At 64.6% G+C, this 26,104-nt stretch carries 23 protein-coding genes and 2 tRNA genes; 12 read left to right on the top strand and 13 right to left on the bottom strand.

Going from position 1 to position 26,104, the window contains the following annotated elements:
* Positions 1-153 precede the first annotated feature (153 nt).
* Genes ACXAF5_RS06120 through ACXAF5_RS06110 form a run of 3 tightly spaced genes read left to right on the top strand, consistent with a single transcriptional unit; the run spans position 154 to position 3,035 of the window.
* Positions 154-1,875 (top strand): TadE/TadG family type IV pilus assembly protein, encoded by a 1,722-nt coding sequence (locus tag ACXAF5_RS06120; RefSeq protein ID WP_474945928.1) that lies wholly within the window; start codon positions 154-156, stop codon positions 1,873-1,875.
* Positions 1,872-2,426: a TadE/TadG family type IV pilus assembly protein gene (locus ACXAF5_RS06115; RefSeq protein WP_474945927.1), complete on the top strand. Its 555-nt coding sequence runs from the start codon at positions 1,872-1,874 to the stop codon at positions 2,424-2,426. The genes ACXAF5_RS06120 and ACXAF5_RS06115 overlap by 4 nt, the downstream gene beginning before the upstream one ends.
* Positions 2,427-2,429: 3 nt before the next feature.
* Positions 2,430-3,035 (top strand): TadE/TadG family type IV pilus assembly protein, encoded by a 606-nt coding sequence (locus tag ACXAF5_RS06110; protein ID WP_474945926.1) that lies wholly within the window; start codon positions 2,430-2,432, stop codon positions 3,033-3,035.
* Between the two features lie 154 nt (positions 3,036-3,189).
* On the opposite strand, the gene ACXAF5_RS06105 is transcribed toward ACXAF5_RS06110, so the two are convergent.
* Both ACXAF5_RS06105 and ACXAF5_RS06100 read right to left on the bottom strand, forming a co-directional pair.
* A complete protein-coding gene (locus ACXAF5_RS06105) occupies positions 3,190-3,645 on the bottom strand; it encodes a glyoxalase superfamily protein (protein ID WP_474945925.1) in 456 nt (151 codons plus the stop codon).
* Positions 3,642-5,030: an MATE family efflux transporter gene (locus ACXAF5_RS06100; RefSeq protein WP_474945924.1), complete on the bottom strand. Its 1,389-nt coding sequence runs from the start codon at positions 5,028-5,030 to the stop codon at positions 3,642-3,644. The genes ACXAF5_RS06105 and ACXAF5_RS06100 overlap by 4 nt, the downstream gene beginning before the upstream one ends.
* Positions 5,031-5,510: 480 nt before the next feature.
* Here ACXAF5_RS06100 and ACXAF5_RS06095 point away from each other — a divergent pair, with 480 nt between their 5' ends.
* Positions 5,511-6,224, top strand: a complete 714-nt coding sequence (locus tag ACXAF5_RS06095; RefSeq protein WP_474945923.1) for a hypothetical protein — start codon at positions 5,511-5,513, stop codon at positions 6,222-6,224.
* 190 nt (positions 6,225-6,414) lie between these two features.
* On the opposite strand, the gene ACXAF5_RS06090 is transcribed toward ACXAF5_RS06095, so the two are convergent.
* Positions 6,415-6,906 (bottom strand): hypothetical protein, encoded by a 492-nt coding sequence (locus ACXAF5_RS06090; protein ID WP_474945922.1) that lies wholly within the window; start codon positions 6,904-6,906, stop codon positions 6,415-6,417.
* A gap of 62 nt (positions 6,907-6,968) precedes the next feature.
* On the bottom strand, positions 6,969-8,012 hold the full coding sequence (locus tag ACXAF5_RS06085; protein ID WP_474945921.1) for an NAD(P)-dependent oxidoreductase: 1,044 nt from the start codon (positions 8,010-8,012) through the stop codon (positions 6,969-6,971).
* A gap of 140 nt (positions 8,013-8,152) precedes the next feature.
* Between ACXAF5_RS06085 and ACXAF5_RS06080 the strand changes: the two genes are divergently transcribed.
* Positions 8,153-9,064: a pirin family protein gene (locus tag ACXAF5_RS06080; protein WP_413221623.1), complete on the top strand. Its 912-nt coding sequence runs from the start codon at positions 8,153-8,155 to the stop codon at positions 9,062-9,064.
* A 472-nt stretch (positions 9,065-9,536) separates the two neighbouring features.
* Here ACXAF5_RS06080 and ACXAF5_RS06075 read toward each other — a convergent pair whose 3' ends face one another.
* Together ACXAF5_RS06075 and ACXAF5_RS06070 are read right to left on the bottom strand one after the other, a co-directional pair.
* Positions 9,537-10,025: a GNAT family N-acetyltransferase gene (locus tag ACXAF5_RS06075; protein WP_474945920.1), complete on the bottom strand. Its 489-nt coding sequence runs from the start codon at positions 10,023-10,025 to the stop codon at positions 9,537-9,539.
* Positions 10,026-10,030: 5 nt separating this feature from the next.
* Positions 10,031-10,618 (bottom strand): TetR/AcrR family transcriptional regulator, encoded by a 588-nt coding sequence (locus tag ACXAF5_RS06070; protein ID WP_474945919.1) that lies wholly within the window; start codon positions 10,616-10,618, stop codon positions 10,031-10,033.
* Between the two features lie 149 nt (positions 10,619-10,767).
* Here ACXAF5_RS06070 and ACXAF5_RS06065 point away from each other — a divergent pair, with 149 nt between their 5' ends.
* The 6 genes from ACXAF5_RS06065 to ACXAF5_RS06040 all read left to right on the top strand — a co-directional run bounded on the left by ACXAF5_RS06065 (position 10,768) and on the right by ACXAF5_RS06040 (position 15,913).
* On the top strand, positions 10,768-11,040 hold the full coding sequence (locus ACXAF5_RS06065; RefSeq protein WP_474945918.1) for a hypothetical protein: 273 nt from the start codon (positions 10,768-10,770) through the stop codon (positions 11,038-11,040).
* 96 nt (positions 11,041-11,136) lie between these two features.
* Complete coding sequence (locus ACXAF5_RS06060; protein ID WP_474945917.1) at positions 11,137-12,423, top strand: homoserine dehydrogenase; 1,287 nt, start codon at positions 11,137-11,139, stop codon at positions 12,421-12,423.
* Between the two features lie 179 nt (positions 12,424-12,602).
* Entirely contained in the window at positions 12,603-13,586 is a 984-nt protein-coding gene (glpX, locus tag ACXAF5_RS06055; protein ID WP_474945916.1) for a class II fructose-bisphosphatase, read from the top strand.
* A 117-nt stretch (positions 13,587-13,703) separates the two neighbouring features.
* A complete protein-coding gene (gene recJ, locus ACXAF5_RS06050; RefSeq protein ID WP_474947806.1) occupies positions 13,704-15,446 on the top strand; it encodes a single-stranded-DNA-specific exonuclease RecJ in 1,743 nt (580 codons plus the stop codon).
* Positions 15,447-15,560: 114 nt separating this feature from the next.
* A tRNA-Glu gene (locus ACXAF5_RS06045) sits at positions 15,561-15,635 on the top strand.
* A 203-nt stretch (positions 15,636-15,838) separates the two neighbouring features.
* Positions 15,839-15,913 (top strand) — tRNA-Glu (locus ACXAF5_RS06040).
* A gap of 67 nt (positions 15,914-15,980) precedes the next feature.
* Here ACXAF5_RS06040 and pdxR read toward each other — a convergent pair.
* The 7 genes from pdxR to ACXAF5_RS06005 form a co-directional block, all read right to left on the bottom strand.
* Positions 15,981-17,378, bottom strand: coding sequence for a MocR-like pyridoxine biosynthesis transcription factor PdxR (gene pdxR, locus ACXAF5_RS06035; protein WP_474945915.1), 1,398 nt, complete (start codon positions 17,376-17,378; stop codon positions 15,981-15,983).
* 111 nt (positions 17,379-17,489) lie between these two features.
* Entirely contained in the window at positions 17,490-19,571 is a 2,082-nt protein-coding gene (locus ACXAF5_RS06030; RefSeq protein WP_474945914.1) for a molybdopterin-containing oxidoreductase family protein, read from the bottom strand.
* A 229-nt stretch (positions 19,572-19,800) separates the two neighbouring features.
* Complete coding sequence (locus ACXAF5_RS06025; RefSeq protein WP_474945913.1) at positions 19,801-20,817, bottom strand: diguanylate cyclase domain-containing protein; 1,017 nt, start codon at positions 20,815-20,817, stop codon at positions 19,801-19,803.
* Positions 20,814-21,401: a heme NO-binding domain-containing protein gene (locus ACXAF5_RS06020; RefSeq protein ID WP_474945912.1), complete on the bottom strand. Its 588-nt coding sequence runs from the start codon at positions 21,399-21,401 to the stop codon at positions 20,814-20,816. Before ACXAF5_RS06020 ends, ACXAF5_RS06025 begins: the two co-directional genes overlap by 4 nt.
* A 401-nt stretch (positions 21,402-21,802) precedes the next feature.
* Positions 21,803-23,362 carry a trimethylamine methyltransferase family protein gene (locus ACXAF5_RS06015; protein ID WP_239323009.1) on the bottom strand — a complete coding sequence of 520 codons (1,560 nt, stop codon included), beginning with the start codon at positions 23,360-23,362 and terminating at the stop codon, positions 21,803-21,805.
* 136 nt (positions 23,363-23,498) lie between these two features.
* Entirely contained in the window at positions 23,499-24,203 is a 705-nt protein-coding gene (locus tag ACXAF5_RS06010; protein ID WP_474945911.1) for an HAD family hydrolase, read from the bottom strand.
* 40 nt (positions 24,204-24,243) lie between these two features.
* Positions 24,244-24,528 (bottom strand): DUF3572 domain-containing protein, encoded by a 285-nt coding sequence (locus ACXAF5_RS06005; RefSeq protein WP_474945910.1) that lies wholly within the window; start codon positions 24,526-24,528, stop codon positions 24,244-24,246.
* Between the two features lie 115 nt (positions 24,529-24,643).
* Here ACXAF5_RS06005 and ACXAF5_RS06000 point away from each other — a divergent pair, with 115 nt between their 5' ends.
* Positions 24,644-26,056, top strand: a complete 1,413-nt coding sequence (locus tag ACXAF5_RS06000) for a diguanylate cyclase (protein ID WP_474945909.1) — start codon at positions 24,644-24,646, stop codon at positions 26,054-26,056.
* Positions 26,057-26,104: the final 48 nt, after the last annotated feature.

Genomic DNA, 26,104 nt, shown 5'->3' with positions numbered 1-26,104 from the left:
GCGAGTCACCGCCCGCACCAACCGGGCAGACCCGCACGGCTTGGCAGCCCTTTGGAACGGGACGCGTGGACCATTCTGACCGCGACAAGGGGATGCACGGGATCGCGCCGGGTTCGCACCGGGATCCTGCGGGCCGATGGAAAGTATGGACACATGACTGTGAGTTTCTGGACGACGACAGCTCTGGCCGGAACAGGGCGCCTGAACAGCTGGCGGGCGCGCGGACGTGCGGGCCTGGCCCGGTTCCGCGCCGACGAGAGCGGTGTGCTGCAATACCCGATGTTCGTGACCCTCATCTGCATGCTGGCCGTGCTTGGCATCGGGGTCGACCTGGTGCGACTGGAGCGCGACCGCACCCATGTGCAATACGCGCTGGACCGGGCGGTGCTGGCGGCTGCCGACCTCGATCAGGAGCTGGAACCGGCGGCGGTGGTGCAGGACTACATGAGCAAATCCGGCGTTGGCGAATACTACCGCACCCCGGATGCGCAGGTGACGCCCACCTCGAAACGGGTCTCTGCCAGCGTTGATGCCGATTTCGATCCCGAATGGATGCAAGTCGCCGGGGTCAAGGATCCGCTGCCGCTCTATGCGGCGGCCACCGCCGAGGAAAGCATCGGCAATGTGGAAATCTCGCTGGTGCTGGATGTGTCCGGTTCCATGCAGCACAACGACCGGCTGGTGAACCTGAAGCTGGCGGCCAAGGAATTTGTCCAGACCATGTCGGACAATACCGAGGACGACAAGATGTCGATGTCGATCGTGCCCTACTCGACCCAGGTGTCGATGCCGGCGCAGTTCCTCGACCAGCTCTCGGTCGAGGACGAACACGACTACTCCTACTGCCTGAATTTCGACAGCAGTGATTTTTCCACCACCAGCCTCAGCACGCTGAAGACCTATGAACGCACGATGCATTTCAGCATCTGGAACACCAGTGACCAGCGCGATAACAATCGGCATGTCTACCAGCCGACCTGCGCCTCTCATGATGACAATCCGGAGCGCACGACGATCCTGCTCGAAGACGATGTCGACACGCTTCAGGATTATATCGACGATTTCAACCATTCAGAGAACACGTCGCTGGACATCGGCATGAAATGGGGCGTTGCGCTGCTCGACCCGTCGGTTCAGCCGATCATCTCGGCCCTGACGGTGGGTGAGGATGCGCTGGTCGACGCCAAGTTTGCCAGCCGTCCCACCAGCTACTCCGACACCGACACGCTGAAGGTGGTGGTGTTGATGACCGACGGTCAGAACACCCACCAGCCCCGGGTCAACGACAGCCGCCGCAGCGGCAATTCAGAAGTCTGGTACAATGAGGACGCGAACGTCTACTCCACCTACAATCCGGAGCGGTCCTACAACAAATATTACTGGCACAACAAGAACCGCTGGATGGATCATCCCTATGGCAATGGCTCCTACGAGGACGAGGTCTGCACCGGCACGGTCTATAACGGCTACTGCTACTACGGGCGCTGGAAGACCGTGACCGTGGACGAACCCGGCACGGCCGAGGAGCTGAGCTTTGCCGAGCTGTTTGCGGACACCCCGTTGCAGTACATCTACTACTACCTGTTCTACGACTGGATGAATTTCTACGACGCCCGGGACGAATGGTACTACGACGTCTATAACTCTGTGGGCGCCAGCGCCAAGAACACCCGGACGCAGGCGATCTGCACCGCAGCCAAGGATGCGGGCATCATCGTCTTCACCATCGGTTTCGAAGCCCCCTACGGCGGCCAGGAAGTGCTGCGTCAATGCGCCAGCTCCGACTCGCATTACTATGATGTGGACGGGCTGGAGATTTCGGACGCCTTTGCCTCGATCGCCTCTGCCATCCGCCAGCTGAGGTTGACAGAATGACCCGCCGCCTGCCCCGTCACCTGCGGCTTGCCTGCTGCCTGCGCCGGTTTCGCCGGCACGAGGAGGGTGTTGCAACGGTCGAATTCGTGCTGCTGTTCCCGCTGCTGATGTTGATCCTGTTCTCCTCGGTGGAGCTGGGCGTCATCACCCTGCGCCAGGTGATGCTGGACCGGGCCGTGGACCTGACGGTGCGCGACATCCGGCTCGGCACGGGCGGCAACATGCAGCATGACACCATTCGCGATGCGATCTGTGCCCGCACCGGGCTGGTCACCACCTGCACACAGTCGCTGCGGCTGGAAATGGTGCAGCTCGATCCGTTCAACTGGGCCGGGGTCGACACCACCCCCGATTGCGTCGAGTCCGTCGAGGAGGTCAATCCGGTCACCACCTTCGTCAACGGCGACTCCAACGACCTGATGTTCCTGCGCGCCTGCATGAGCTTCTCGCCGCTGTTTCCCTATTGGGGGCTGGGCGACAAGTTGCAGAAAGACGGTGACGGGCGCATCCGCCTCTATGCCGCCAGCGCCTTTGTACAGGAGCCAAAGTAGATCATGTTTCAGCGTATTCTCCCTGCCCTGCGCCGGTTCCGGCATCGCGAAGACGGTCTTGTCTCTGTCGAGGCGGCGCTGTCGCTGCCGCTGCTGCTGATCGTCTTTGCCGTCTCCTACACGCTGTTTGACCTGTTCCGGCAGGAGGCGGTGAACAGCAAGGCGACCTATACGATCGCCGATCTGATCTCGCGCGAGACGACGGCGCTGAACGACGACTACATCGACAGTATCTATGCGCTGTCACAGGCGATGATCCGCTCCGACACCGAGATCTCGATGCGGGTGTCGGTGGTGCGCTGGGACGAGGACACCGAGGCCTATTACGTCGACTGGTCGGTGGAACGCGGCGACGAGATGGACGTCTGGACCGACGACACCGTCAGCGGCATCGCCGACAAGCTGCCCATCATGCCGGACGAGGAACGGGTGATCGTGGTGGAAACCTGGAACGTGGTGGAGCCGGTCTTTGCGGTCAATATCGGCACGCAAAACATGTACAATCTCGTGTTCACCCGCCCGCGCTTTGCCTCTCAGGTGGCTTATGAGGGCTCGGTCATCAGCGATGGCCCGGCCCATGATGACGAAGTGGATGACGCGATCCTGTAATGCTGCCCTCGGCAGCGGGATCGCCCCACATCACAGAGGTGCTGTCTGGACATGGCACATCGGACCGCCGCGCAGAATGCCGGCGGTCCATTTGGTTTGTGCCCCCAGGACGTCCCCCAGACGCGCGCCCCCGCAGACGCTCCCAAGACGCCCGCTAGCTGTCGCTGTCCGGGGCACCCGGGTCGATCACCAGATGCGGCTGCCCGTCCGAGGTCTTTTCGCGGCTGTGGCCGTCCGGGCCGATGACCCCGCTGATGCGCCGGCGCAGGTTGGAAAACCGCGTCGAGGTGACAACATCCACGGGCTGATCCAGATCCAGTTCCAGCCGGACCCAGCCGTGCCGCCCCGCCGCCGGGGTGGCACGGATGATCCGCGCGGTGAAGGGCTGCGACAGGTAGCGGCCCGCCACCCGGGCGCCGGGGGCAAGGCGCTGCGCCCGCTGCCGGCCCAGCATTGCCGCGCAGGCGTTCCAGTCCCGAAAGCCAAGCGCATGCGCCACATGCTCCAGCGCCGCGCTGTGGGTCACCGGGGTGCCGGCGTCGGCCTGCTGGCGACGCCAGTCGCGGGCGCGGACCTTCGCCTCGGCGAGGGAGGGGAGAGCGGGTTTCATGCGCGTCCCTCCGCCCCGGCGCGGGGCACGGTGGCGCCCCTGTGTGACCGGCGCCGCAGCCACAGCACCACAAGGGTCAGCAGCAACAACAACGCCTCTGCCGCCGGGGCCGCCAGCCAGATGCCCCCCTCGCCGATCCGCGCCGCCAACACAAAGGTCAGCGGGATCGAGAACAGATAGGGTTTGGACAGCCCCAGAAGCGCCGCCCGCGCCGCATCCCCGATGGCCTGGAAATGCATCGCCACCATCATCAGCGGCCCCGCCAGCACAAACAACGCGCCCAGCACCGGCAGGATGCGCGCCACCTCGGAAATCACCCCCGGATCGGCGACGAACCAGCCCGCGATCCACCCGGCCCCGAGGCTGAGGGTCGCCTGCGTCACCGCGCAGTAGATCAGCGCGATCCAGATCGCGAGCCGGAGGCTCTGACGCACCCGCGGCCCGTCGCCCGCGCCAAAGAGATTGCCGGTGATGCTCTGCATCGCGTGCGACAGCCCCAGAAGCGGCAGGAAGGTGAAGGTCAGAAGCCGGGTGATCACCCCGTAAGCCGCGACGGTCTGGGCGTACTCCGGGGTGCGCAGCCATTGCAGCGCCACCATGATCGCCGCCGATCCCAGCGCGATGCCGATGAAGTTGAGGCTCTGCGGTGCACCCAGCGCCAGCATCCGCCCCCAGCCCGACAGCAGGCTCTGCTGCCACAGCACGGCCGGGCGCAGCACCGTCTCGCCGCGCAGCCGGAACCCCAGGATCAGCGCCAGCGCCAGGGCCTGCGCCAGGGCGGTGCCCAGCGCCGAGCCCGCCACGCCCATTTCGGCCTCTGCGATCAGCAGGTAGTTGAAGGCGATGTTGGAGAGCGAGACCACAAGACTCATCAGCGCCATCAGCCCGGCGCGGCCCTCGTTGCGCAGCGCGTCGGAGTTGACCGACAGCACAAACAGCAGCGGCGTACAGCCCACGGTGATGCGCAGGTAGGTGTGGCCCATGGCGGCCAGTGTGGCATCGCCCCCGGCAGCGGCCTGCGTCACCGCATCGCCCCAGAGCACAAAGGCCACCATCAGCGCCACCGCAACCGCCAGCGCCAGCCCGTGCGCCCCGGCATAATCCGCCTGCGCCGCAGGTGTGTCGCCCGCCCCGAGGTGCCTCGCAAGGCGGCTCGACATGCCGCTGGCCACCAGCGTCGCCAGCGCCACCACCAGCATATAGGCGGGAAACATCAGGGTGACGGCGGCCAGCGCCTCCGGCCCGACGAAATGGCCCAGAAACAGCGCATCGGCCACCGTGAGACACCCGTTCATGCCCATCACAAAAATGATGGGCAAGGCGGTCTTGGCATAGATCGGACCCAGTCGTCCGGTCAAAAAGTGATTGGTAGGGGAAGATGTCATATCCCCGATCTCCTCTTGCAGGTATCGCGCAAGAACAGGATGGAGCCCGCATTCCCATCCGCGCGATATGCGTGGAGGATGATCGATAGACAGAGACGTCCGCAGAACTTCACCAAGGCCGAGGGCCCGCAGGCGGCGGGGGTCTGCGCCCCTGCCCCGCGCATAGCCCCTGCCCGGGCCTGCGTCAAGCCTGTCGGGATGTGCGCCCCGCGATATTGGCCTGATCGCCCCCCGGCGGGAACCGGGGGGCTGTGCTTGACAGGAAGTGAAGGGCCGCAGTGCGCAACGAAGCGTGCTTTCGCTGCTCCAATGTCGGCTCTGACGAAACAATCAACCAGACGCTAGGTTGTAGGGCGTCGAGCACACGGGAGTAATTTTTTCCGAACTCTTGAATCAGTATGCAGTGATCACAAAAACTTGAATATAAGCCTGTCAGTTTCTATCTCATCCTTTGGACACAGACTTTTGAGGAAACCATTTATGCCACTGCCTTTGCTTACCATTGCCATCCCGGTCCTGCATTCATCTGGAGCGTGGATCGCCACCACAGGTGCCACCGGTTACATCGCAGGCACATTGTCCAGCACTTGGATCGGAGCATTCGTACTGGGGAATAGCACATTGCTAGGCAGCTTGGGTCTCGTATCTGCCGCAGGCATTTTCGGAGCTACTGGAAGCCTAGCAGCACTGACCTCAGGTGCCGCGCTTTCGGTCGGCTCGGCACTAACCGCGGTGGGCCTGGGCGGTCTTGCGAGCTCACTCGGCATTGCACCTGTAGCAACTTTTCTAGGTCTAACGCCTGCCGGATGGGCTGTTGCCGGAACAAGTTTGGTAATTGCTTCAACTCTCGGTTTCTACTTCACCCGCAAAATAATGCGACGGATCAATGAAGAGCGTGAAAAAGGCGGCCTAGGCCCTATCTCCATGCCCCAGATCGTGAAGGAAGTGCGTCTTCTCGAAGCACAATCATTGGAAGCCATACTGAAACGGCTGTCTTTTGAGTTGGATCGCGTTCAACTTTCCGATGACCAAAAAGAAGTATCAGTTGATGGCCAAGTATTTTCAGTTCATCGATTGAAATATGTAGTCAATGCAGATGGCTCTGAAGAGCTTATTTTCGTCACTCGGGCTGGGCGCAAAAGGAGAGTACTCTTGATTAAGCCCGCGTCTAATCCTGAAGGTCAGCCCGCTTGAAGATATCTGGTCGAAAACACGACCTGTAACCGTCTCTCGACTATGACCTTGACGCGGTGGCAGACGTTGGCTGCGTTGCAGAAAATCTGCAAGGTGGGGCTCAAAGCGGACCTATGCCGCACCCTACTTCGAACATCCGCTTACCCCCGGGACCATTCACGCCCACAGGGGAGCGCCGCATCCCTCAGCCTCAGCCCGCGTCGCGCTCGACCATCATGGCGGCGAGGATTTCGGTCATCGTTTTGGTCTGCGAGCCCGGCGTCACGCCGCCGATGCCGATGCGGCGGCCCATGCGCCACCAGAGGCCGGGATACCAGCAGCGCGTGCCCGGGGTCTTGCTGCGCATCAGAAAGCCGTTGGAGGGCTTGAAGGCAAAGAACCCGCGATCCAGCACTTCAAGATCGGCGATGCGGATGATCTCGGTCCCGTCGGAGCAGCGCAGCCCATTGGCCGTCAGCTCGATATGATGGGCGGTGGCCTGCCACATGCGATGGCCCATCCAGAGCGCACCGCCCGAGACCAGCAGCAGAAACCCCTGCCAGGCCAGCCCCGGCGCGCTGGCCATCGCCACATAGAGCGTCAGCAGCCCCAGCCCCACCAGCATGGAGACCCCCATCACCCGGCGTGCGGGCGAGGCCGCAACGGTGGCAAAGACCTCGTCAGTGTCATGCGGGCTGGTCATGGATCGCGTCTCCCTCAGATCGTCGTGGCAGGGGTAGCGAAAAACATCCGCCGCGAACAGCCCTATTGCGCGTCCCGGCGGCGGGCGCTGACCTCATAGCCGCGCTCTTCGGGTTCGTCGTCGACCAGCGCGGTGGGAAACCCGTCGGCCAACACGCTGACACCCGCGACCTCCTCCAGCCGCTCGATGATCTGGTCGGACTGCGCCCGCTCGCCAAACCGCGCCTGCCCGTCGGCCATGATGCGGATGATCTCGGGCGACAGCTCCAGCGGCACGTTGTGACGATCCGCGATGTCCTGGAACAGGCCGATGTCCTTCATCACCAGATCCATGGTGAAATTCACGTCGCGCGCGCCGGAGAGGATCAGCTGGCTTTCGGTCTCATGCACAAAGCTGTTGCCGGAGGAGACCCGGATCGCCTCATAGGTGGTGGCCATGTCCATGCCGGCGGCCTTCATCGTCACCATCGCCTCGCAGAGCGTCAGCAGATTGGCGGTGGCCAGGTAGTTGGTCATCACCTTGAGGGTGCTGGCGGTGCCGAGGTCGCCGGTGTGCAGCACCCGCCGCCCGAGGATGGTCATCAGCGGCAGCACGCGGTCGAAGCCCGCGCGCGGACCACCCACAAAGATGGAGATATTGCCGGTGTCGGCCCGGTGACAGCCGCCCGAAACCGGACATTCCATCGCCAGCCCGCCGCGGGTCTCCACCAGCTCGGCCAGCCGGGCCACCTCGGCGGCGTCGGTGGTGGACATCTCGATCCAGATCTTGCCGGCGCGCACCTCCGGCAGCATCTGGCGCAGCACCGCGTCGCAGGCGGCGGGCGACGGCAGGCAGGTGATCACCACCTCGCAAGTCGCCATCAGATGCGCCAGGCTTTCGGCCAGCGTGGCGCCCCGGGCGACAAAATCGGCGCATTTCTCCGCGTCGAGATCATGCACCCGCAGGTCGATCCCGTTGCGCAGCAGGCTGCCCGCCAGCTTGCCCCCGACATTGCCCAGGCCGACAAATCCGACCTTCATTGCTTCGCTCATGATCTGCGCTCCCTGCCGCCCTGTTTGCCCCAGCCTGACCCGCCGCACCGCCGCTGGCGCGTGTGAAAACGACATCGGCGCAGCGCCCGGTGCCGGGAATGGAGCAGACGCCCCTCCTCTGCACCCATGCACAGCCCCGGTGAGCCTGTGCAGATTTTACCGGGCGCGGGATCCGCCTATCTTTGGCTCAGCAACCTCTCATCAGGAGAACCCCCATGTCCCTGCGTCCGATTCTGGAAACACGCGCCGCCCAACCGACGATGGAGGGCGCCGGCGTGCATCTGCACCGTGCCTTCGGGTTTCAGGACCCCAGCGAGCTGGATCCCTTCCTGCTGTTTGACGACTTTCGCAACGACCACCCGGAGCTCTACCAACAGGGGTTTCCCTGGCACCCCCACCGCGGCATCGAGACCATCACCTATGTGCTGGAAGGCTCTGTCGAACATGGCGACAGCCTCGGCAACACCGGCACCCTGGGTGCGGGCGATGTGCAGTGGATGACCGCCGGGTCCGGCATCCTGCATCAGGAGATGCCCAGCGGCAACACCAAGGGCCAGATGCACGGCTTCCAGCTCTGGGGCAACCTGCCCGGCAGCCAGAAGATGTGCGCGCCGCGCTATCAGGATGTGCAGGGCAAGGACATCCCCGAGGTGATCGACGACGACGGAACCCGCGTGAAGGTGATCGTGGGCGAATTCTGGGGCAAGCGCGGCCCGGTCGACGGTATTGCAGCCGATCCGCAATATCTCGATGTCTATGTGCCAGCGGGTGTTAAAAAGACCTTCAAGATCGACACCTACCGCCGCGCCTTCGCCTATGTCTTTGACGGTCAGGCGGCCTTTGCCGATGCCTCGCGCCCCACAGGCGTGCTGCTGGAAAAAGAGGTCGCAGGCCAGGAGGTCAACATCCGCGACATGTCCGGCGACCGCACGCTGGTGCGCTTTGGCACCGGCGACGAGATCACCGTGCAGGCCGGCCCTGAAGGCGTGCGCTTCCTGCTGATCTCCGGTGCCCCGATCGAGGAGCCCGTGGCCTGGCACGGCCCCATCGTGATGAACACGCAGGCCGAGCTGCAAAAAGCCTTTGCCGAGCTGCGCAACGGGACGTTTATTAGGCCCGCTCACTGATCGGGAAAACCGGTACCCACTTTTCCCTGTGAGCGGCGTCGGCCCGCTCACTGATCGAGAAAACCGGTGCCCACTTTTCCCTGCAAGCGGCGTCGGCCCGCCCCCTGATCGGGAAAACCGGTGCCCACTTGTCCCTGTGAGCGGCGCTGGCCCGCCCCCTGATCGGACGAACCGGTGCCCACTTGTTCCTGTGAGCGGCGCTTCAGCGCTGCTCACTCTTCATGTTGCAATCGTCCACAACAGGCGCGGATCGGGTCAAGGGGGCCAGCGGCCCCGCCCGGCACGGGCGGCGTGCCCTTGACGCGCCCAACCTCATCACACTTGAAAGCGGCTCCTGAGGGCAGACCTGCCCCTCAGGACCGTCTCAGCAGCCTTGTTCTAAAACGCCAGCGCCAAACACTCCGCCCAGCAAACAGCCATCACCTCGCCCCCAGCTGAATAAAAGCGCGCGGAAGCGCTCCGCTTGGCACCCTCAGCCGCGCTGCGCATCCCAGATATAGGTGACCTCACCAGCCTCGCTCGCCTCTCCCGGGACAAAACCGCATTTCTGCAGAACCCGGGCAGAGGCGGCGTTGTCCGCCATCACACCACCGGACAGGACCACAGGCTGGCCACGATACAGGTCCTGAAGCGCGCGCAGCATCTCGCTGGCGTATCCCTGCCCCCAGGCCGCCCGGACAAAGAGATAGCCGAGATGGCGCAGGCGATCTCCCGCAGCCCCATGCGACAGGATCAGCAGACCGATCGCCTCGCCGGACCGGGTTGCCAGCGCCACGACCTCTGCCTCCTGCTGCACCCCGTCCAGCAGCGCGCAGCGTGCGGCGTCCGTCTCCTGTCCCTGGAACCCGTCCGGCAGATAGGCAACCACCTCGGGCTCGAACAGCGCTTCGCGATCCTGTGGCGACAGTCGCGCGACGGGGACCGCCCGCAACCGCTCCGACTGCAAATCCAACAGTGCCATGTGACCTACACCCCCACCGACTTGCGCACCATATCCCAATAGAGCGTCTCCACCTCCACCAAAGACAGCCGCCCGCCGTCGCGATACCACGTCAAAACCCCGTTCAGCATCGCAATCACCGCGAGTGCCGCGATCTTGGTGTCCGGCACCCGGAACAGCCCCTGGGCCACACCGGCCTTCAGGATGCCTTCAAGCTGATCCTCATAGGCGCGGCGGCGGTCCTCGATCCTGGCAAAGTTCTCTTCCGTCAGGTTCCGCAGCTCCATATAGGCGATAAAAACCGCATCCGGGCGCTCCAGGTTGTAGCGGATGTGAAACCGCACAAAGCCCTCAAGCTGCCCCATCACATCGACCGGCACCTCTTCTGCGGCCCATGCGGACAGCAACCCCTCCATATGCGCCTGCATCAGGTCGAACAGCAGGCTTTGCTTGTCGGCGGTATAATTATAAAGCGCCCCGGCCTGCACCCCGACCGCGCCCGCAATCTGACGCATGGAGACGGCGGCATAGCCGTGACGGGCAAACAGCTCCTGCGCTGCGGCGCGGATACGGGGGCCGGTGATATCGGAATGAGAACCTTGGGTACGTGCCATATGACCACATTAACTGAACATACGTTCAGATAAAAGCACCATGGCGCACGGCGCGGATTAACTTGTACCCGCAGGCGCATTTGTGCATCAAGGGCGAAATCCAGGACCGAACACGCGGTATTGCCATGCCTGCCAGACAGACCACCCCGATGCCTCTTGCGCCCCGACTGGCGCGCCTGACGGTGCTGTCGGCCTGTGCCCTCCTGAGCGTGACGGCGGCCTGTTCGCGGGTGCCGCAGCTGGAGGACCGCCTGCCCGCGGATCTGCGCAGCCAGCCCTACCCGCAGCTACTGCCGCTGGACACCGCGCTGGCGCAGGAACCGCTGCCCGAGGAGGAAAGCGCCGAACTCTCGGAGGCGCTGGATGCCCGCGCGGACCGGTTGCGCAGCCGGGCGGAGGCGCTGCGCCGCCGCCAGCCCTGATCCGCAGCTTCACCGTGTTGAACATTGCACCGCCGGGCCAGAGTCGCTAAGGCGACATCGAACCCATAGACCGTCAAGACAATAAGGACCTCCACTATGACTGAACCGCTTCGACTGGGGATTGCAGGTTTGGGCACGGTCGGCATTGGCGTGGTGAAAATCATTCGCCGCCATGCTGCCCTGTTGGAGGCACGAACTGGTCGTCCGGTGGTCATCACCGCCGTCTCTGCCCGCGACGCCACCAAGGATCGCGGCGTGTCGCTGAAGGACTACGCCTGGGAGACCGATCCGGTTGCACTGGCGCGCCGCGATGATGTGGATGTGTTTGTCGAACTGATGGGCGGCCACGAAGGCCCCGCCAAGCTTGCAACCGAGGCCGCACTCGCCGCAGGCAAGGATGTGGTCACCGCCAACAAGGCGCTGCTGGCCATCCACGGTCAGGCGCTGGCCGAACAGGCCGAGGCCAACGGCCGCGTGATCCGCTTTGAAGCCGCCGTTGCGGGCGGCATCCCGGTGATCAAATCCCTCACCGAGGGGCTGGCGGGCAACGAGATCACCCGCGTCATGGGTGTCATGAACGGCACCTGCAACTACATCCTGACCCGGATGGAGACCGCTGGCCTGCCCTATGCGACCGTATTCAAGGAGGCCGATGACCTGGGCTTTCTCGAGGCCGACCCGACGCTGGACGTGGGCGGTATCGACGCCGGTCACAAGCTGGCGCTGCTGGCCTCGATCGCATTCGGCACCAAACCCGCCTTTGACGATGTGAAGCTCGAGGGCATTCAGCGCATCGCCATCGAGGACATCCGCCACGCCGCCGACATGGGCTACCGGATCAAGCTTCTGGGCGTGGCGCAGCGCTCTGCCCGCGGGCTGGAGCAGCGCATGACCCCCTGCCTGGTGCCCGCGAATTCGCCGCTGGGGCAGCTGGAGGGCGGCACCAATATGGTGGTGATCGAGGGCGACGCCATCGACCAGGTGGTGCTGCGCGGCCCCGGTGCCGGTGAAGGCCCCACCGCCAGCGCGGTGATGGGCGATGTGCTGGACATCGCGCGCGGCTTGCGGATTGCCACCTTTGGTCAGCCCGCATCCACCCTCTCCGAGGAACCCGCCGCCCAGACCGGCCTGCCGGCGCCCTACTACGTGCGCATGGCCTTGCAGGACAAACCCGGCGCGCTGGCCAAAGTGGCCTCGGCGCTGGGGGATGCGGGCGTGTCGATCCACCGGATGCGCCAGTATGACCACGCGACCACCGTCGCGCCGGTGCTGATCGTGACCCACAAATGCACCTCCGCAATGCTGGACCAGGCGCTGGAGGCGCTGGAAGCCACCGGTGTGGTCGAAGGCGCGCCCGTGGCGCTGCGCATAGAAGAACTGTGACATTGCGGCCCTAGGATGGGCGCATGCGGACCGGCGGCTGGCAACGCGCCGCCGATCCGCGCCAGAGAAACGAAAAGACGTGTTGTTAGCGACACCACCCCTGCCGCAGCCTTGCCCCTTTGGGGCCGGGCGGGCTATGCCGGGCTGGATCGCGCAAGTTTGAGATAGGAATATTGGGAATGACATCGACCACCGCCGACGCGCCGTTTCATGATCGCCTGCTGTCCCTGGGCCTGGCCCGGGTTGCGGAACAGGCCGCCCTGGCCTCTGCCCCGCTGATCGGGCGCGGCGACGAGAAGGCCGCCGACCAGGCCGCCGTGAACGCCATGCGCGAGCAGCTGAACCTTCTGGACATTGCCGGCGTGGTGGTGATCGGCGAAGGCGAGCGCGACGAGGCACCGATGCTTTATATCGGCGAGGAAGTGGGCACCGGCAACGGCCCCGGCGTCGATATTGCGCTGGACCCGCTGGAAGGCACCACGCTGACCGCCAAGGACATGCCCAACGCGCTCACCGTGATCGCCATGGGGCCGCGTGGCTCCATGCTACATGCGCCCGACACCTATATGGACAAGCTGGCCGTGGGTCCGGGCTACCCTGAGGGCGTGGTCTCGCTCGATATGTCGCCGCGTGAACGGGTCGAGGCGCTGGCCAAGGCCAAGGGCTGCGCGCCCTCGGATATCACCGTCTGCATTCTGGAACGCCCCCGCCACGAGGCGATGATCGCCGAGGTGCGCGAAACCGGCGCCTCGATCCGGCTGATCACCGATGGCGATGTCGCGGGCGTGATGCACTGCGCCGAGGCCGAGGTCACCGGCATCGACATGTATATGGGCCAGGGCGGCGCACCCGAGGGTGTGCTGGCGGCGGCGGCGCTGAAATGCATGGGGGGCCAGATCTTTGGCCGTCTGCTGTTCCGCAACGACGATGAAAAAGCCCGCGCTGCCAAGGCCGGTATCACCGATCTGGACCGCGTCTATGCCCGTGACGAGATGGTGACGCAGGATGTGATCTTTGCCGCCACCGGCGTCACCGGCGGCTCGCTGCTGCCGCGCATCAAGCGCCAGCCGGGCTGGGTCGAGACCACCACGCTGTTGATGCGCTCCAAGACCGGCTCGGTGCGCCGCATGACCTACCGCACGCCGCTGAGCGCGCATCAGTAATCCTGATCGGGCCGCGGCGCTTGCAGCTGCGGTCGGGATTTAGGTATTTGGGAAAAGATGAAAGGCCGGGTCCCGCGCGGGTCCGGCCTTTTCTGCAAAAAGATCGGGAGAGTGGATTTGAGTTTTCTGGGTGTTGAGACCTCTCTGACCGGGCGGTCCTGGATCGGTCCCGGTGTGGAGCAGGCCCGTGCTGGTGAACATCTGGCGCAGGAAACCGGCCTGCCTGCGGCGGTCTGTCAGGTGCTGGCACGACGCGGGGTGCCCGCCCATGAGGCAACAGGGTTTCTGACACCGCAACTCAAGGAGCTGCTGCCCGATCCGCGCCGAATGAAGGACATGGAGACCGCCGCCGCACGGTTCCTGCAGGCGGTGGAGCGGCGCCAGCGGATTGCGATCTTTGCCGATTATGACGTGGATGGCGGATCTTCGGCGGCGTTGTTGCTGGTGTATTTGCGGCAGATGGGTCAGCAGGCGACGCTCTATATCCCCGACCGGATCGACGAGGGCTATGGCCCTAATGACGAGGCGATGGCGGCGCTGGCGCGCGATCACGACCTGATTGTCTGTGTCGATTGCGGCACGCTCTCGCATGGGCCGATCGCGGCGGCCAAGGGCGCGGATGTGGTGGTGCTGGATCACCACCTCGGCGGCGAGACCCTGCCCGACTGCGTGGCGGTGGTGAACCCCAACCGGCAGGATGAAGACGGCGATCTGGGCTATTTCTGTGCTGCCGGTGTGGTGTTCCTGATGCTGGTAGAGGTTCGCCGTCAGGCCCGTGAAAAGGGGCTTGGCGCGGGGCCGGATCTGATGGCGATGCTGGATCTGGTAGCCTTGGCGACGGTGGCGGATGTGGCACCGCTCATTGGGGCCAATCGAGCGCTGGTGCGGCAGGGCCTCAAGGTCATGGGGCGGCGTCAGCGCGCAGGATTGGTGGCGCTGGCGGATGTGAGCCGGATGGATTCGGCGCCCTCCACCTATCACCTCGGGTTCCTGCTGGGGCCGCGCGTCAACGCAGGCGGGCGCATCGGCAAGGCGGATCTGGGTGCGCGGCTGTTGTCGACGGATAATCCGCATGAGGCCGCCGCCCTTGCCGAACGGCTGGATCAACTCAACACCGAGCGCCGCGACATTGAAAACGCCGTGCGCGCCGCCGCCCTGGAACAGGCGGAGGAGCGCGGCTTTGACGCGCCGCTGGTTTGGGCGGCGGGCGAAGGCTGGCATCCGGGCGTGGTAGGCATCGTGGCCTCGCGCCTGAAAGAAGCGACCGGTCGCCCGGCGGTGGTGATCGGGCTTGATGGGGATGAGGGCAAAGGGTCGGGACGGTCTGTGTCCGGCATCGACCTTGGGGCCTCGATCCAGAAGGTCGCGATGGAGGGGCTTTTGCTGAAAGGCGGCGGCCACAAGATGGCGGCAGGCCTCACGGTGGCGCGCGACCAGCTGGAGCCTGCGATGGCGCGGCTGGCGGAGCTCCTGGACAAACAGGGCGCGGGCGATCTGGGCCCGGCGGATCTGAAGCTGGACGGGATGCTGATGCCCGGCGCCGCCACGGTGGAGCTGATCGAGCAGATCGAACAGGCCGGGCCGTTTGGGGCCGGAGCCCCTGCCCCGCGCTATGGCTTTCCCGATCTGGCGGTGCGTTTTGCCAAGCGGGTTGGGGAATCGCACCTCAAGGTGAGTTTCACCGATGGTATGGGCGGCAACATCGACGCCATCGCCTTTGGCGCGTTTGACACGCCCCTTGGTCCGCGCCTGCTGGAGCATGGTGGCGCGCGGTTTCATGTGGCCGGACGGCTGGAAGTGAACACCTGGGGCGGCCGCCAAAGCGCGCAATTGCGGCTGGAGGATGCGGCGGAGGCCTGAGCCGCGCCAGATCTGGCGGGGATTTTGCCTGTGGATAAGAATTTTGCGCCGCAGGCTATTTTTTCGCTTGCGGCACCGGGCGCAAAACCCTAAACAGCCGCTCACACCAAGAGTGCTCCGTTCGTCTATCGGTTAGGACGCCAGGTTTTCAACCTGGAAAGAGGGGTTCGATTCCCCTACGGAGTACCATTTCCTCCTCCCGTAGAAATTTGCTGCGCATCCCGTGTGGATGTCGCGATTGCGCTGCTCTGTGTCCAGATGCGGCGCTTAATACGTTGATATAACTGCTATTATTCGGAAACCCCGCGCTGTCGCAAAAACTTTGCAGTTTGTGCATTTTTCCTCTTGCACGGCCCGGGTGGCTTCAGTAAACACCCGCTCACACCAAGTGTGCTCCGTTCGTCTATCGGTTAGGACGCCAGGTTTTCAACCTGGAAAGAGGGGTTCGATTCCCCTACGGAGTACCATTTTTCATTTTGAAAACTGGCACGTTCCACCACTCACGCACGCCCCATTTGCATGCGCGGCGGGGGATTATCCTGTTGAGGAAATCGCCCGCCGCAAGCGTGAGAGCGCCTCTGCCTGCTCCTCCAGATCATTGAGACAGGCCCCCAGAACCACCCCATTATATGCCCCGGCGCGACGGCTGTAGGTCGAGAGCGATTCCACCCCCACCCCGCCCGCGCGGGCTGCCGCGGTGATGGCCTGATCGCACAGCTCCGGGTGCAGATGCAGCACCACCTGCATGCCCGCGTGATGATCCTCCACATGGCCCACATCGGCAAAATCCCGGCGCAGGCGCTCGATGAGCGTGCGGTGTCGTTCGGCGTAGGTGCGGCGCACGCGGCGCAGATGACGATAGAACTCGCCGCGCTGCATGAACTCTGCCAATGCTGCCTGCGGCATGGCGCTGGCTCGCGCGCCCTTCATGCGCATCGCCTGCGCGAGCCGGTCGATCAGCCCCTCGGGCGCCACGATGTAACCCATCCGCAGGCTGTTGGAGAAGATCTTGGAAAAGCTGCCGATGTAGACGGTGCGCCCCTGCCCGTCGACGCCCGCCAGCGCCGGGATCGGTCGGCCTGCGTAGCGGAACTCCGAATCGTAATCATCCTCGATGATCCAGCCCTGCGACTGCGCCGCCCAGCGCACGAATTCTTGCCGTCGGCCCGCACTCATCGCGCCGCCCAGCGGATATTGATGCGAGGGGGTGAGCACCACCACATCGGTCTCATCCCCAAGCCTCGGCACCTCTGCCCCTTGTGCATCCAGCGCCAGATCGCGGGTGCGGCGGCCCTGTGCCTCGGCAAAGCGGCGGATCGGCGGGTAGCCCGGATCCTCGACACCGACGCGGCCCTCAGCCGAGGCCAGCGCATGCAGGCAAATATCCAGCGCCTCGGTCGCGCCAGAGGTCACCAGCACCTGTTCGGGACGCGCCGCAATCCCGCGCCAGTCGCGCACATGGCTGGCGATGGCCTGCCGCAGCTCCGGGTGACCAAAGCGGCCACAGCCCGTCAGCATATCCTCGGGCCGGGTCCGGCACAGGCGCGCGACGCATTTCGCCCAGGCACGATGCGGAAACAGCCGCATATCGGGCTGGCCCGCCTCCAGCAGCAGATCGCCGCGTTCGCTGAGTTTGGGCGCAGGGGCTGCGGATGCGCCCGGTGACAGCTCCACCTCACCCATGGCGCAGACCGTGTAGCCAGAACCGCGACGCGACGCGAGATAGCCTTCTGCGACGAGCTGCTCGTAGGCGGTGACCACCGTGGCCCGCGCCACCCCCAGATCCCCCGCAAGCGCGCGGGTGGCGGGCAGCCGGGCACCGGTCTCAAGCGCGCCGGAGCGAATGCGGCCCCGAAACGAGGCACAGATCTGTTCGAAGATCGGCACATCTGACGTGCGATCCGGCATAAAGGCGGGCGTGTCACCGGGCATGGAATTGGTCCGTTCGGAATGATCCAAAGCCAAAGATATGCCCCAGCCAATTTGTACACAAGCAAAGACCGGACACATGGCCCGGCCTTTTGGTCGCGTTCGGCGGGATCACTACTCGGCCGCGTGACGCCCGTCGTAGGCGCGCAGCTCCACGAAGGTCTCGTTATAGCAGGCTCCGTCACCGATATCCGTGCGCACCTCCACCGGGATCAGCGCATTGGCGGTGAGGCCGGTTTCGGAGCTGATGCGCCATGTGCCCTTGGGCGCATAGACCACCCCCCGCTGCATCGCGTCCGAGAGTTTCAGACGGAAGGTCACAGCCCCACGGGCATTTGCGACCTCGACCGTATCACCCTCCTCAAGCCCGCGTGCGGCGGCGTCCTCGGGGTGGACCTCGATGCTTTCGGGACCGGCAGAGAGCGGTGCGCTGCCGAAGGTCGCGTTGATGCGTTTATCGGAACTGGGCGTAATCAGCACCAGGGGCAGATCCTGCGGCACCGGATCAAAGCGCGGCACGCCAAAGCCGGTTTCAGCCTCCAGCGCGGCGCTGAAGAGTTCAATCCGGCCGGTTTCCGTGTCCGGCGTCACCGTATCGCACAGGATCAGCGCTGCACCGTCGCTGTTTTGCATTTCCAGCGCGCGGTCGGTGGGCATCTGGCTGGGGGGGCGGCCCTGAAACTGCGGATGGCTGGCATCCATGGCGTCATCCATCAGCTGCACGTCCGAGGCCTGATGGGCGGCTTCGGTATAGCCAAAGCGCGCCGCCAAACGGCGGAAGATTTCCGTATTGGGCAGGCTCTCCCCCACTGGCGCGATCACCGGCTCGGCGCGCTGCACGTAGTTCTGACCATAGGCGGCAAAGATCTCATCATGCTCAAAATGGGTGGCCGCAGGCAGGATCACGTCGCAATAGGCCATGCTGTCGGTCATCACCACGTCGCAGCCGACGGTGAACATCTCCGGCTGGCTGAGCGCCGCAATCATGCGGGCCTGATCCGGATGGGTGGCCACGGGGTTGTGGTTGTAGATCATCACCGCATTGATCGGCGTGGGCTGGTCCCGGTCCAGCATCAGCCGTGCCACGTCGAGGATATTCACAACCCGTGTATCCGGATCGATCAGGTGGTCGCCTTGCAGCCGCGCCCGGGTCTTGGGTGAGGCAAGGCCGGATTTGGCCACCACCCCGGCCCCCAGCCGCCCGTGCTGACCCAGAAGTGCATTGAGCGCCATGGCCGCACGCAGGCCGGACCCGCCAGAGCGGCCACGCTCCATCCCGTTGCCGGTGGAGGTCGCGAGCCGCTCTGCCGCCTGCATCCAGTCGGCCAGTTGCAGGATGTCGCGCGCCTCTAGGCCGCAGATTTCTGCTGCGTCTTCAATGGAGTATCTGCGCGCCTCGGCCATATAGGCCTCCGCTCCATGTACCCACTGCGCGATGAACTGCGCATCAAAGGCCCCGCGCCGCTCCAGTTCAGTCGCGAGCGCATGGGCCAGCACCACATCGGTGCCCGGTTTGACCTGAAGATAAAGATCCGCCTGCTGCGCAATCTTGATGCGCTTGGGGTCGATCACCACCAGCCGTGCACCCTTGGCCCGCGCGGCCTTCACGACGCGTGTCAGATGCAGGTTGGAGACGGTGACATTGTTGCCCCAGACCACGATCAGATCGGCGTGCTGCGCCTGCTCGGGCGGCATGCCGGGCGCATTGCCATAAAGGCTCTCGTAAGCGAGGCCGCGCACCCCACCGCAGAGCGGGCCCCGGTTCATGCGGGTGGCCCCGAGGCGATAGAAGAACCGCCGATCCAGCGAGCCGCCGGCCAGTTCGCCATGCGGGCCGGCGTAGTTCAGCGGCAGGATGGATTGCGCGCCATGGGCGTCGATCGCCGCGCGAAAGCCCGCCACCACCAGGTCCAGCGCCGCATTCCAGCTGATGCGCTCAAACTGATCAGACCCGCGCGGGCCAACCCGTCGCAAAGGATGGGTCAGCCGCGCAGGGCCGTGGACAAAATCGGGATAGGCGCGCGTGACCTTGTTGCAGACCACTCCGGCGGTAAACGGATTGGCGTCAGAGCCGCGCACGGAGGTGATCTGATCGCCCGTGACCTCAACGCTGAGGCTACACGTGTCGGGGCAATCCAACGGGCAGACGCTGGGCAGGATGCGCGGGGTGGCGGCGGAGGGGGAATGGCTGGACATGGCTGTGCTCCACGATGGCTGTGCCACCGGGGTAGCGCAGCGCAGGCCCGGTCAAAAGCTCCAATAGAGGCCAATCCGGGCAGACCAATTGTCCGCAGCCCCGTTTTCAGAAAGCCAGTGCACGGCAGCCCCCTCCGACGGCCATCGCCCGGCGCGCGATCTCACTATAGCCCCCCCGCAGCGTCATTGCGGACGGGCCAGAGACCTTGGCAGATTGGGATTGAACGGATCAGGCGGAGCGGCTGTCCGGCTCCACCATCTCCGTTTCCTGATGCGGGGTGTAGAACATGTGCTGCGCCTTGCCCGCCCGTTTGGCAGCATAGAGCGCCACGTCGGATTGGTGCAGCAGCACGGCCGCATCGGGCTGCGCCATGGAGGTCGACAGGGTGGTGCCCGCCGAGGCCGAGATCTGGCAGCTCTCGGCACCGTACTGGATCGGCTCTTCGAGGCGGGTGATCAGGCGGCAGGCCAGATCGGACAGCCGCTTGCGATCCAGCAAGCCTTCGAAAATAATCACAAATTCATCGCCACCAACACGCACCACAGTGTCGGATTTGCGGGTGCACTCGACCATGATCGCCGCCACGCGCTGCAACACCGCGTCGCCTGCCGCGTGGCCGTAGGTGTCGTTGACCTGCTTGAAGAAGTCGAGATCCACATGCATCAGCGCAAAATCGCGCCCGCCCAGGATCAGGCGGTTCAGCACATGATCCATCGCGCGGCGGTTCTTCAGCCCGGTCAGCGTGTCGGTAAAGGCCTGTTCCTCGGCCGCGATCTTGGCCCCTTGCAGGCGCAGGTTCAACTGGCGCGAGGCCTCCATCGCGGCGGATTTCGCCTCTACCAGATAGAGCATTTCGATGGTCAGGTCGGTGGGCGAGAAATCCTGGCTGGTCAGGTTGAAATCGCGCACCGCATCCAGCACCGAGATCCCGAACGACAGGTTGATAAAGGCCCCCTGCCCGTTTGGCAGCGGCACCAGCACGCCTTTCATGCGGGTGTGCGGCGCGGCGCGCAGCTGGAAATGCAGCTTGGTGCCCGCGGTTTCCATCAGATCCGAAATCGTCTTGATCCAGCGCGGGCGTTGCAGGTCCAGCACCTCAAAGAAGGGCTTGCCGGTCCAGCTGTCCTCGCCAGAAAGCTTGTGCAGGGTCGGCCCGTGGCTGAGCACCTGACCCTCGGCGTCGATGATGACATGCATCGGGCACAGTTGGTTTGCAAACCCGGCGAGATCGTCAAAGCTCATCATAGTGTATGCGCTCCCAGATCGAAGGTCCGCCCCTCGGCAAATTCGCTCTCTACCAGGGTGATGGAGATCACATCCGCCCCGTCCTGGCTGCCGGATTGCTCCAGGAACACAAGGGCGCCGTAGTCATCGGCCATGGCGCGCAGCACGCCGGTCATCACCTGGGCATATCCGGGCACCCCGGGCTGGCACAGCAGGTCGAATTGCCCCGGCGCCTGTTCGATCAGCTCCAGCCCCGGCAACCGCAGGTCCGACACCGCCAGCCGGGCGCGGTCCGGCAGGTCATCCAGCGAGTGCAGGAAATCGACGTAGTTGACGCCGCCAAAGCGCAGCAGGCGGCGCAGGGCCTCGACCTGAGGGTTGGAGACCAGAAATGTCCCCACATCCTCCAGGATCTCGGGCAAGGGCCGTTCCAGATTCTGCTCCACGGCGCGCAGCATGCGCTCGGATTGCTCTTCCGAGTAGACAAGCATCGCTTCGAACTCGGTAAACCCAAGCCCGCTCGCGTCCATGATTTCCGTCCAGCGTCCCGTTCCATAGGTGCTGGAGACAAAGGCCTGGACAGCTCTGTTAATCAAACCGTGCATACGGTTGTTCCCTACTTCACCCTGACCCGATCCTAGGCGAGCATGCTTAAGAAAGGCCGAATAGCTAAAATTGAACCTGCATTTGAAACAGGGGAAACCCCCGTCATTGCTCCGCCCCTGCGCCGCCCCGCAGCGGTAATAGCCCGCTGGCCGGTGACCTGGCGCCACGGCTGTTGCATTCCCCTGCCTGCATGTTTTCCAGTTATGCCCTCTACAGCCTGCGTCGTAAATGATGCGTAAAGCTGCCGGGAGAGGTGCCCAAAAACTCGTATCCTGTCTTCGCGTTTGATCGTTACCCGAGCATCATAAGACAAGAAAACCGCCCGCTCCAACCGATTATTGGCTGGTGCGGGCGGCATTTTGCGGAAAACTGCCTGATTGACCGGAATCCGGACAGAACGTTAAAAATCCGTTGGCGCTCCGCCCTCGGCCTTGCGGCGTTCGACAAAGGCGGCGAGCTCCTCGCGGATGGCCGGATCCATCGGCGGCTCCTCGAATTCGCCCAGAATCTGCTTGAACATCCCGTGGGCGCGTTCGGCGGTCCAAGTGGCGCCGGCGGCCTCCCAGGCCTCGTAATTGCGCCAGTCGCTCAGGAACGGCTGGTAGAAGGCGGTGGCATAGCGGTCCTGGGTGTGCTGGATGCCGAAGAAATGGCCGTCGTTGCCGACCTCGCGGATCGCATCCAGCGCGATCTCGTCCGGGCCGGTGGCGTTGATCACCGGATCCATGTAGCGCTGGATCATCTGCAGGACTTCGCAATCCATGATGAACTTCTCCGGGCTGGCGATCAGCCCGCCCTCCAGCCAGCCCGCCGCGTGATAGACCATGTTGGTGCCCGACTGCACCGCCGCCCAGAGCGAGTTGGAGGTCTCCCACATCGCCTGCCCGTCCGGCACATTGGCGGCACAGACCCCGGAGGAGCGCATCGGCAGGCCGTAAAAGCGCGCCATCTGGCCGGTCATCTGGGTGGAGCGCATGTATTCCGGGGTGCCAAAGGCCGGGGCGCCGGATTTCATGTCCACGTTGGAGGTAAAGGTGCCGATGGCGCAGGGCACGCCGGGGGCGACGTATTGGAACAGGGCGATCGCACAAAGCGATTCGGCCAGCGACTGCGCCACGGCACCTGCCATGGTCACCGGTGCCATCGCCCCCGCCAACGTGAAGGGCGACACGATCACCGGCTGGCCGCGCCGGATCAGCCGCAGCGAGCCATCGATCATCGGCTCGTCATGCTTCAGCGGCGAGGTGGAGTTGATATTGGTATACATATGCGGCTTGGCGTCGAATTCCTCATGGCTGAGGCCGCCGGCGATGCGCACCATCTCCATCACATCCTCGACCCGCTCCTTGCCCAGCGAATAGGCATGCATCACCTTGTCGGTGAGGGTCAGCTTGTCATAGAGCACATCGAGGTGGCGCACCGAAGCATGCAGGTCCACCGGCTCCACCGGGTAGCCTCCGGCAAAGTGGATACAGTTGAAATACTGGGTCAGCTTCAACAGGTTGCGGCAGTGTTCGCGGGTGCCGGGGATTTTCTGCTTCAGCTCCATGTCCCAATAGTTGGGCGGCGAGGAGACATTGCCGAACAGCATCGTGGTGCCGCCGACATGGAGCGCTCGGTCGGGGTTGCGCGGCGTCAGGGTGAAGTCGCGCGGGGCCTTGGCCACCATCTCCATCACGAAGTCGCGGTCCATGCGGACCAGCTCGCCCTCGACCTTGACGCCGGCCTGCTTGAAGATCTCCAGCGCCTCGTCGTTGAGGAACTGCACGCCGATTTCCTCGAGGATGCGCATGGCCCCGTCATGGATGGCGGCGATCCCCTCTTCGGTCAGCGGCTCGATCGGACGGTCGATATTGGTCGGAGGGTTCCAGGGCATCTGCTCCAACGTGGCGGTGCCACGGCGTGCCGCCGCCCCCGCCCTGCCGCCACCGCGGCGTTTGCGTGCAACTGTCTCCGACATGATGCCCCCTGTGATGCCTGGTTTTCCGTTCCCTCTTACTGTGCCCCGGCGAGAACCAGACACACCTGTCCATTACCGACACGCGATGTCGCTTTCCCGCCTGTATATGCCGCGAAATTCAGGTCGCCGGGCGTCGTCAGGCGGGCTGGTCCCCTGCTGCCAGCCAGTCGGGGATATGGCCGATGTTCGGCAGCACCACATCCGCCAGGGGCGCGAGGTCCTCGGCACTGGCCATGCCGGTCAGCACCCCGATCGTGCGCATGCCGGCCGCGCGGCCCGCGATCAGGTCATGGCGGCTGTCGCCCACCATCGCGGTTTCCTCGGGGCGTACCCCCTGTGCGGCGCAGAAGGCCAGGAGCGGCTCCGGATCGGGTTTGGCGCCATAGCCGCTGTCGGCACCGATCACCATGTGGAAGTGGTCATAAACCCCGGACCGGGTCAGGTGGCGGCGCGCCGAATGTTCGCCGTCATTGGTCATCACCCCAAGCTTCAGCCCGCCTTCGCGCAGCGCCGCAAGATAGGGCGCCAGCGGCACCGCCTGTGCCAGCTCCGCCTCGGCGGCGGTGCGGATCAGGTAGTCGGCCAGCGCGACCCGGTCCATGTGGGGCACATGCGGCGCCAGCACCTCGGCCACCTCGTCATTGGTGCCGGCGATCACCAGGCTGTCGGGGCGAAACGCCGCCGTGGCAAGATCATAGCGCACCGCCGCGGCCATGGCGGACAGGCGCTGGTCGTCACCTGCGGCCAGATCGGTCAGCATGGCCTTGGCCCAGCCGTTCCAGGTCATGGCGAAGTCGAACAGCGTGCCGTCCTTGTCAAAGAGAAGCGCGGAGAGGTTCATGGGGCATCCTTGATCGGCCAATGTGATGCGCCTGCGCTTATCACGTCCAATGCACCTGTTCACCCCCGGGCAGCATCGCGCGTGCCTCGGTGAGGGCGGAATAGCCCACCTCCGCGCTGTCGCAGAAGGCTATCACCCAGGCGTCATCCATCAGCAGGAAATCGAGCACGGCACCGAGGAACGCCGGATCGTTGACCCGATCGCGCAGGTCCGAGATCGACGCCCCGCTGGAGCCGAGGAACACCGGCAGCAGTTCATCGTTGCTGGCCAGCCAGCTCAGCGCTTTTAAGCCCAAAACCTCGGCGTGATCGGCGGAAATTGGCATATCGGCCTCCTTGTCGACACTTTTACGTCAATTTGCACTAACCCCGAAAGGGTTTGTTAACCAGTCTCATCAACACTCAAAATTAACTCATAGCCGAAAATGAAGGTGTTTCGCCGTGCAAGGCACGATCCTGGTCATAGATGGGGTTTCCACCAATCGCATCGTTCTGAAGGTGCAGCTGACGGCCGCCTGCTATCACGTTTTGCAGGCGGACAGCCTGGCCAGCGCGCTGGCATTGGTGGCCGACAATCGCCCGGACCTGATCCTGACCGCGATGTCCCTGCCCGATGCCGATGCCGCCGGAATCAAGCGCGCGATGGCGCAGATCCCGCAGATGGCCAATGTGCCGGTTATCGCGCTGAGTGCGCAGAACGACCGGTCGACCCGGATCATGGCGCTCTCGGCCGGGATCGACGAGGTGCTGCCGCAGCCGGTGGACGACATGATCCTCCAGGCCCGCATCCGCAGCCTGTTGCGCATGCGGTTGCAGGACGAGGACCTGCATCTGCGCGAAGATGGCGTGCCGTCTTTCGTGATGCCGCTGAAAGAGGCAACCGGCACCGCCCCGCTGCCCCAGCCGACGGCCCGGGTCGCCCTGGTCTGCCATGATCTGGCGACGGCGCAAAAATGGCGCCACCGCTTGGCGGGCGAAGTCGACCACGACCTGCGGGCCTATACCGTCGACGCGATCCAGGATCTGATGCGCAACCCGGTGCCCGATGTGATCGTGATCGAGCTGAACGAGACCTGCGCCGGGCTGGCCCTGCGGCTGCTGGCGGATCTGCGGGCGCGGATCAGCACCCGCGACAGCGTGGTGATCGCGGTGCCCAACCCGGCCGATGCGATGATCGCGGCCGAAGCGCTTGACCGCGGCGCCCATGACGTCTTGCACTGCGGGTTTCAGGTCGATGAGCTGGCACTGCGGATCTCCAGCCAGCTGCAGCACAAGCACCGCGCCGAGGTGATCCGCGACAACCTGCGCAACGGTCTGCGCGCGGCGATGGAGGACCCGATGACCGGGCTCTACAACCGCCGCTATGCCAAGCCCTTTCTGGAGCGGGTGGCCCAGGATGCACAGGATCGCGGCGAGAGTTTCGCGGTGATGATCGCCGACCTCGATCATTTCAAACGCATCAATGACGAGCACGGCCACCCGGTCGGGGATGCGGTGCTGGTGGAGGCGGCCCGCCGCCTGAAGGCGGAGCTGCGCGGCGGCGACCTGCTGGCCCGGATCGGCGGCGAGGAGTTCCTGGTGGTGATGCCCGCCATTCACGCCGGTGACGCCGCCGCCATGGCCACCCGCCTGTGCAATGCCATCAACGCCAGCCCGTTTGCGCTTCACGGAGGCCCCCAGATCGCGGTCACCGTCAGCATTGGCGCAGTGGTCGGCGGCGGCGGGGGCGATGGCTGTCCGGACCTGGCGGTCGAGGAGCTCTTTGCGGCCGCCGACCGGGCGCTCTATGATGCCAAGAATGCGGGCCGCAACCGCACCGCGATCAAGGCGCCGCCGCGCACCGCCGCCGCCTGAGCCCGCAGGACCGCCCCCCACCCCGCCGATCCGCCCGCCACAACCGGC

This window comes from Epibacterium sp. ABV4_022 (genome assembly GCF_056159345.1).
The sequence above is the reverse complement of the archived record's forward strand: the minus strand, read 5'-3'. Positions and strand labels throughout refer to the sequence as shown.